Source organism: Pseudomonas sp. NPDC078416 (genome assembly GCF_050268485.1).
In the GTDB taxonomy this organism is placed as follows: Bacteria; Pseudomonadota; Gammaproteobacteria; order Pseudomonadales; family Pseudomonadaceae; genus Aquipseudomonas.
Map to the genome: position 1 here is coordinate 109,789 of NZ_JBNNGV010000017.1, position 6,210 is coordinate 115,998.

Annotated in this window: 4 protein-coding genes and 1 pseudogene; 3 read left to right on the top strand and 2 right to left on the bottom strand. The window is 62.6% G+C overall.

Features of this window, described 5'->3' with window-relative positions; genetic code table 11:
• Nucleotides 1-4: 4 nt before the first annotated feature.
• Nucleotides 5-736 carry a GntR family transcriptional regulator gene (locus ACQKEN_RS16200; RefSeq protein ID WP_427686957.1) on the bottom strand — a complete coding sequence of 244 codons (732 nt, stop codon included), beginning with the start codon at nt 734-736 and terminating at the stop codon, nt 5-7.
• Nucleotides 737-2,033: 1,297 nt separating this feature from the next.
• Between ACQKEN_RS16200 and ACQKEN_RS16205 the strand changes: the two genes are divergently transcribed.
• Nucleotides 2,034-2,468 (top strand): GNAT family N-acetyltransferase, encoded by a 435-nt coding sequence (locus tag ACQKEN_RS16205; RefSeq protein ID WP_427686959.1) that lies wholly within the window; start codon nt 2,034-2,036, stop codon nt 2,466-2,468.
• A gap of 18 nt (nt 2,469-2,486) precedes the next feature.
• Here the strand turns inward: ACQKEN_RS16205 and ACQKEN_RS16210 are convergent, their stop codons facing one another.
• Complete coding sequence (locus ACQKEN_RS16210; RefSeq protein WP_427686961.1) at nt 2,487-3,374, bottom strand: DMT family transporter; 888 nt, start codon at nt 3,372-3,374, stop codon at nt 2,487-2,489.
• Between the two features lie 571 nt (nt 3,375-3,945).
• Between ACQKEN_RS16210 and ACQKEN_RS16215 the strand changes: the two genes are divergently transcribed.
• Both ACQKEN_RS16215 and ACQKEN_RS16220 read left to right on the top strand, forming a co-directional pair.
• On the top strand, nt 3,946-5,658 hold the full coding sequence (locus ACQKEN_RS16215; protein WP_427686963.1) for an amidase: 1,713 nt from the start codon (nt 3,946-3,948) through the stop codon (nt 5,656-5,658).
• Nucleotides 5,659-5,730: 72 nt separating this feature from the next.
• Nucleotides 5,731-6,210 (top strand): annotated as a pseudogene (locus tag ACQKEN_RS16220) (glutathione-dependent disulfide-bond oxidoreductase); the annotation flags it as partial.

Here is a 6,210-nt window from a genome sequence, read left to right on the forward strand (position 1 = left end):
CGGGTTAGCGGATGTCGACGCTGTAGCGGAAGTGGCTGGCATGGCCACGCGAACGGCGCCATTCCAGCGGCTCGCCGGCGTAGTTGCGCGCCAGACGTTCGATCACCACCACGGGGCTGTTGACCGGCACTTGCAGCAAGCGGGCGTGGGTGTCGTTGATGGCTTCGGCGGTCAGGGTCTCTTCGGCATAGGCCACGACCTGACCGCACTGCTCTTCGTAAATGGGATAGAGCAGCGGGCCCTGGCGGCTGAGGTCAATTTCCAGCAGGGTCTGAAACTGCACCTGGGGCAGCCAGATTTCCTCGGCGAGGACGGGCTGAGCGTCGAGCAGACGTAGGCGGATCAGGCGAATCACCGGCGCGTCCAGGGGCAGACCGAGGGCGTGGGAAACGGCCGAGGGTGCGGTGACGGCTTCGATGGAGAGGATGCGGCTTTCGGGCACCTGGCGTTCGCCGGAGACGCTTTGAAAGCGGAAGAAGCGAAACAGCGAAGACTGGAACTGTGGCCGGCGAATAAAGGTGCCGCGGCCCTGTTGGCGCTCGAGGATGTTTTCGTTGACCAGCATGTCGATGGCTTTGCGCACGGTGCCGGTGGACAGGCAATACTCGCTGGACAGCGCGGCTTCAGTGGGAATGGCTTCGCCCGGCCGCCAGCGGTTGTTGGCGATCTGTTCGGCGAGCTGGTCGCGCAGGCGTTGGTAAAGCGGCAAGCGGACATCGCTGGAGAGTTGGTTCATGGAGGCGCTTCGCTGTTGTAGTTATGTAGTCATCTATATGAATCTGCGTTGAGTATTGTCCCGTTACAAATGGGCGTCAAGGGTGGGAATGGGGGTTGGCGGATGAATGGCGGTTAGGAGCTTTGGGCTCACGTTTTTCAGGGGAACGCGGAAACGGCAGAGTTGTGTCTGCCGTCAGGGTGCAGGGAGCGCGGGGGTGATCAGGTCGGGGAGATGGTGGCGAGCGCGCCGATCATGAGTGTCAGGGCGAGAAAGCCGAACAGGAAGATTGCGAGCTTGGCCATGGGTTTCTCCTACGCAGGTATGAAGTACTGGGATTCGAGCCGGATGATGGCGACCGGTCGGCTTGATCGGTCTGCCGGGAGTGAAGTGATTTTGGGGGTTGCCGCTGTTTCAGTACAGAGTCAGGTAAGGCTTATAAATACGGATCAGATGAGTCGCGGCAGTTGTTTAGGTCAAGAGCATCTGCCTAACGGCAGACGTTTCGCCTTCGGCGAGTTACTTGGAAAAGCACCCCAAGTAACCAAGGGTGCTTGCTCTCGGTTGGGCCCTTCCTTCGTCAGGGTTCCCTCACTCCGACGACGCTCCGTGGGCCCGCGCCGAACGGACATCCATGTCCTGGCGGCGCTCTCGCGGCATCCATGCGGCTCGGCCCACTCCGCGTCGTCTGCGTTCGGCCTGCACCCAAGTCGCGTTTGGCGGTGTCTGAACTATCTGCGCAAGAAGATCAAAAGCGCGTTTAAAGCAGATCAAAAGCTTCCCGGCTAAAGCTGGTCATACTGACTGTACCCAGCCCACACCGTAGGAGCCGGCTTGCTGGCGAATGCATTCTGTCAGTAGATATATTCATACCTGACCCACCGCTTTCGCCAGCAAGCCGGCTCCTACAAAAAAATGCGTTCTGTCAGGTACGACGATGACCGATCAAAGATCGTTGAAACAGCGCGTCCTCAGTGGGACCGGCTTTAGCCGGGAAGCCGTTGCCGTTGCCGTTGCCGTTGCCGTTGATCTTCATACGCAAAAAGCCCAAACACCGCAAAACGCGACTTGGGTGCAGGCTGAACGCAGGTCTCGCGCAGTGGGCCGAGCCGCAGGGATGCGGCGAGAGCGCCGTCAGGACATGGATGTCCGTTCGGCGCGGGCCCACGGAGCGAGACCGGAGTGAAGGAACCCGACGAAGTCGGGCCCAACCAGGAGCAGGCACCCTTGGTTACTTGGGGTGCTTTTCCAAGTAACTCGCCGAAGGCGAAACAGTCTGCCCCTAGGCAGACGCTCTTGATCTAAAGAAGGTGCCCCCATGCCCACCATCCGCCCCATGACCCTGGACGATTACGACGCCATCACCCAACTCATGCGCGACACGCCGGGCATTTCCTTGCGCGACGCGGACTCGCGGGAGTCCACTGAGCGGTATCTGCTGCGCAACCCCGGACTGAGCTTTGTGGCGGAGGACGGTTCTCTCGTCTGCGGCTGTGTGATGTCGGGCCATGACGGCCGTCGCGGGTATTTGCAGCATTTGCTGGTGCTGCCTGAGTATCGGCGGCAGGGGATCGGGCAGGCACTGGTCGAGCGCTGTCTGGTCAGACTTGAGGCGGAAGGCATTCACAAATGCCACATCGACGTGCTCAAGACCAACCCGGGCGCGGCGACCTATTGGGCGAACCAGGGCTGGCAGTTGCGGGTTGATATCCACCGCTTTTCCTTCACCCGTCCCGGCAATGAAAACGCCTGAATCCCGGTTAACCCCTGATCAGAGCTCGCTTGCAGGCGCCACGGGCTGGCGTCTGGCGTAAACCATCAAACCGCTGAGGAAGATAAGCCCGATGCCGACCATCGACGCTGCCCCAGGGTAGTTGCCGAACAGCAGGATCCCGTAAGCCACGGCGAAGATGATTTGCAGATAACCCAACGGTGCGAGCACGGACGACGAAGCGTAGCGATAGGATTTGGCCATCAGAAAGTGCGCGCACAAACCCAGACCGCCCAGCACCAGCAGCAGCCCCAATTGCAACCAGTCGGGCTCGGCCCAGTAGAACGGCACAATGGCGCTAAGGATCAGGGTACAAAAAACGCCGACATAGAAGCTGCACACCGCTGGGCTGTCAGTCTCCCCCGCCAGTTGCGTGAGCAGCTGATACAGCGCGAAGAACAGCGCGGTCGCCAGGGGAAACAGCATCCACAGCGAGAAGGCATCGCTGGCCGGGTTGATAATCACCAGCACGCCGATAAAGCCGAGCACCACCGACCCCCACTGCCAGCGATCCGCCTTGATGCCAAATATCAGTGGCGACAGGATCGTGACGAATGCAGGCGCCAGGAAGACCAGCGCCGTGGATTCGGCAATCGGGACGTGGGTCAGGCCGAACAGGAAAGACAGGCTGTCGGCGAGCAGGACCACCGCGCGCAGCAAGTGCAGCCAGGGCCGCCGGGTGCGGAAGACTTTCGCGCCGCCGTTGCGCAGCAGCACGGTGGTCACCAGCGTCGAGTGAACGAGGTAGCGGGCCCACGCGACGAAGATCACCGGCAGGGAATAGATCAGCGTCTTGGAGATCGCGTCGTGACTGGCGAACATCAGCGCCACGCCCGCCATCAACCACATGCCGATGACTTGCCGGTGCGCGCCGTGATGGGGAGTCATTGCAAAGCCTGCGACGAAAATGATGCGCAGGAGTTAACCACAGAAGTCGGCCCAGGCGCCTCGCGCACTTTGCACAAGCGTCCCGCGCACCTTGCTCAAACGCTCCGCGCACTTAATCGCGGGCAATAAAAAACCCGCCTGAGCGGGTTCTTTTCTATCAACACCATTCCAACATCCTGTCAGTAGCCGTCCCGGCAAATGGTGGATCATCCATGACCTGCGAAGCACATCCAGCGCCTCGGTTGATGGATCCAAGGTTGCGCTTGTGGCGCTTGCCTGTACAGGGCGAGAACGCTCGACGTCGTGTAAGCCTTTCGCTATAGCGCATGTCCTGCAACTGTCCACCACGATGCATGGCCCGGGTCGCAGCCCCAGCGCAAGCCTCGCGACAAACACAGGGCGAAGGCATAATGTGCCTCACACGAATACGCCTGCCGACCTGAGCCGCGTTGCACACCCACGCCTCAGTCGGCTTCAAACCAGCCCGGCCCTGCCGCGCAACGGGAAGCGATATGCCCATTCTTGTTCAGACATTCTGCTCTCTACTCCCCGGCTCACGGTCGTCGCAGTCATGATCGAAGTCACCGAAGTCTCCATCGCGCAGTTGCGCGCGGCACTGGAAGCCGGTCAGACCACCGCCGTCGAGCTGGTCCAGGCCTACCTCGCCAGAATCGACGCCTATGACGGTACCGACACCGCCACCGCGCTCAATGCCGTGGTCGTGCGCAATCCCGAAGCACTTGAGCAAGCCCAGGCTTCCGATGAGCGGCGCGCGCGAGGCGAAACCCTCGGCCCCCTCGACGGCATTCCCTATACCGCCAAAGACAGTTATCTGGTCAAAGGCCTCACGGCTGCATCAGGCAGCCCGGCGTTTGCCGAACTGGTCGCTCACCGCGATGCGTTCACCATCGAGCGGCTGCGTGCCGCCGGCGCGATCTGCCTGGGCAAAACCAACATGCCGCCGATGGCCAATGGCGGCATGCAGCGCGGCGTGTATGGCCGCGCCGAAAGCCCTTACAACGGGGATTTCCTGACGGCACCCTTTGCGTCCGGATCGTCCAACGGCGCCGGCACTGCGACGGCGGCGAGTTTCGCGGCATTCGGGCTGGCCGAAGAAACCTGGTCGAGCGGCCGCGGGCCTGCGTCGAACAACGGCCTGTGCGCCTACACGCCGTCGCGCGGGGTGATTTCGGTGCGCGGCAACTGGCCGCTGACGCCGACCATGGACGTGGTCGTGCCCTTCGCCCGGACCATGGCTGACCTGCTCGAAGTGCTGGACGTGGTGGTCGCCGAAGACCCCGACACCCGCGGCGACCTGTGGCGCTTGCAGCCGTGGGTGCCGATTCCCTCGGTCGACACCGTGCGCCCGGCGTCCTATGCCGAGCTTGCCGCCAGCCCGCAAACCCTGGCCGGCAAGCGCTTTGGCGTGCCGCGCATGTACATCAATGCCGACCCTGAAGCGGGTACGTCCGAAGCACCCGGCATTGGCGGCCCTACCGGCCAGCGCATCATCACCCGCGCGTCGGTGATCGACCTCTGGGAACAGGCGCGCCAGGCACTCGAAGCCCAGGGCGCCGAGGTCATCGAAGTGGATTTCCCGCTGGTCTCCAACTGCGAAGGCGATCGCCCCGGCGCGCCGACGGTGTACAACCGCGGCATCGTCTCCAAAGAGTTTCTGCACCACGAACTGTGGGACCTCACTGCCTGGGCCTTCGATGACTTTCTACAAGCCAACGGCGACCCGAAACTGAATCGCCTGGCCGACGTCAACGGCCCGCTGATTTTCCCCCACGACCCCGGCACCCTGCCCAACCGCGAGGGCGATCTCGCGGCCGGCATGGACGAGTACGTGAGGATGGCCCAGCGCGGCGTCACGTCGTGGGACCAGATCGACACCCTGGCCGACGGCTTGCGCGGGCTGGAACATACGCGCCGCATTGACCTCGAAGACTGGATGCAGAAGCTCGGGCTGGATGCGGTGCTGTTTCCGACCGTGGCCGACGTGGCGCCGGCCGATGCCGACGTCAACCCGGCCTCGGCGGACATCGCCTGGAGCAATGGGGTCTGGGTCGCCAATGGCAACCTCGCGATCCGTCACCTGGGTGTGCCCACCGTGACCGTGCCGATGGGCGTCATGGCCGACATTGGCATGCCCGTGGGCCTGACCTTTGCCGGTCGGGCTTACGACGATTCCGCCCTGCTGCGCTTCGCGTCGGCGTTCGAAGCCATCGGCAGCAAGCGCCAGATCCCGCCGCGCACGCCACCGCTGTCTTCTGCTCGATAAACATCGTTGAAGGGTCGGGGCCAGCGCGCCTCGATCCTTCCCGCTAAAACTGACCCTCAGGAGAAGTGTTCAATGAGCAAGGCACCTTACGTCCCGCCTACCGTGTGGAAACACGAAGCGCCCTCCGGCGGCCAGTTCGCCAGCATCAACCGTCCGACGGCAGGGCCGACCCATGAAAAAGTCCTGCCGGTCGGCAAGCACCCGTTGCAGCTGTATTCACTGGCCACGCCCAACGGCGTCAAGGTGACGATTCTGCTTGAGGAGCTGCTCGCCCTTGGCCACACCGGCGCGGAGTACGACGCCTGGTTGATCCGTATCAATGAAGGGGATCAGTTCGGCAGCGGCTTCGTCGACATCAACCCCAATTCGAAAATCCCCGCGCTGCTGGATCGCAGCGTCGAGCCTAACCTTCGCGTGTTCGAGTCCGGTTCGATCCTGCTGTACCTGGCGGAGAAGTTTGGCGAGTTGCTGCCCAAGGACCTGGCCGGCCGCACCGAAACCCTGAACTGGTTGTTCTGGCAGATGGGCGCTGCGCCGTATCTGGGCGGCGGC

Excerpts from the sequence above, each read along its gene's own strand:
- ACQKEN_RS16210 (WP_427686961.1), bottom strand. The coding sequence starts at position 3,374 with ATGACTCCCCATCACGGCGCGCACCGGCAAGTCATCGGCATGTGGTTG.
- ACQKEN_RS16205 (WP_427686959.1), top strand. The coding sequence starts at position 2,034 with ATGCCCACCATCCGCCCCATGACCCTGGACGATTACGACGCCATCACC.
- ACQKEN_RS16200 (WP_427686957.1), bottom strand. The coding sequence starts at position 736 with ATGAACCAACTCTCCAGCGATGTCCGCTTGCCGCTTTACCAACGCCTG.
- ACQKEN_RS16215 (WP_427686963.1), top strand. The coding sequence starts at position 3,946 with ATGATCGAAGTCACCGAAGTCTCCATCGCGCAGTTGCGCGCGGCACTG.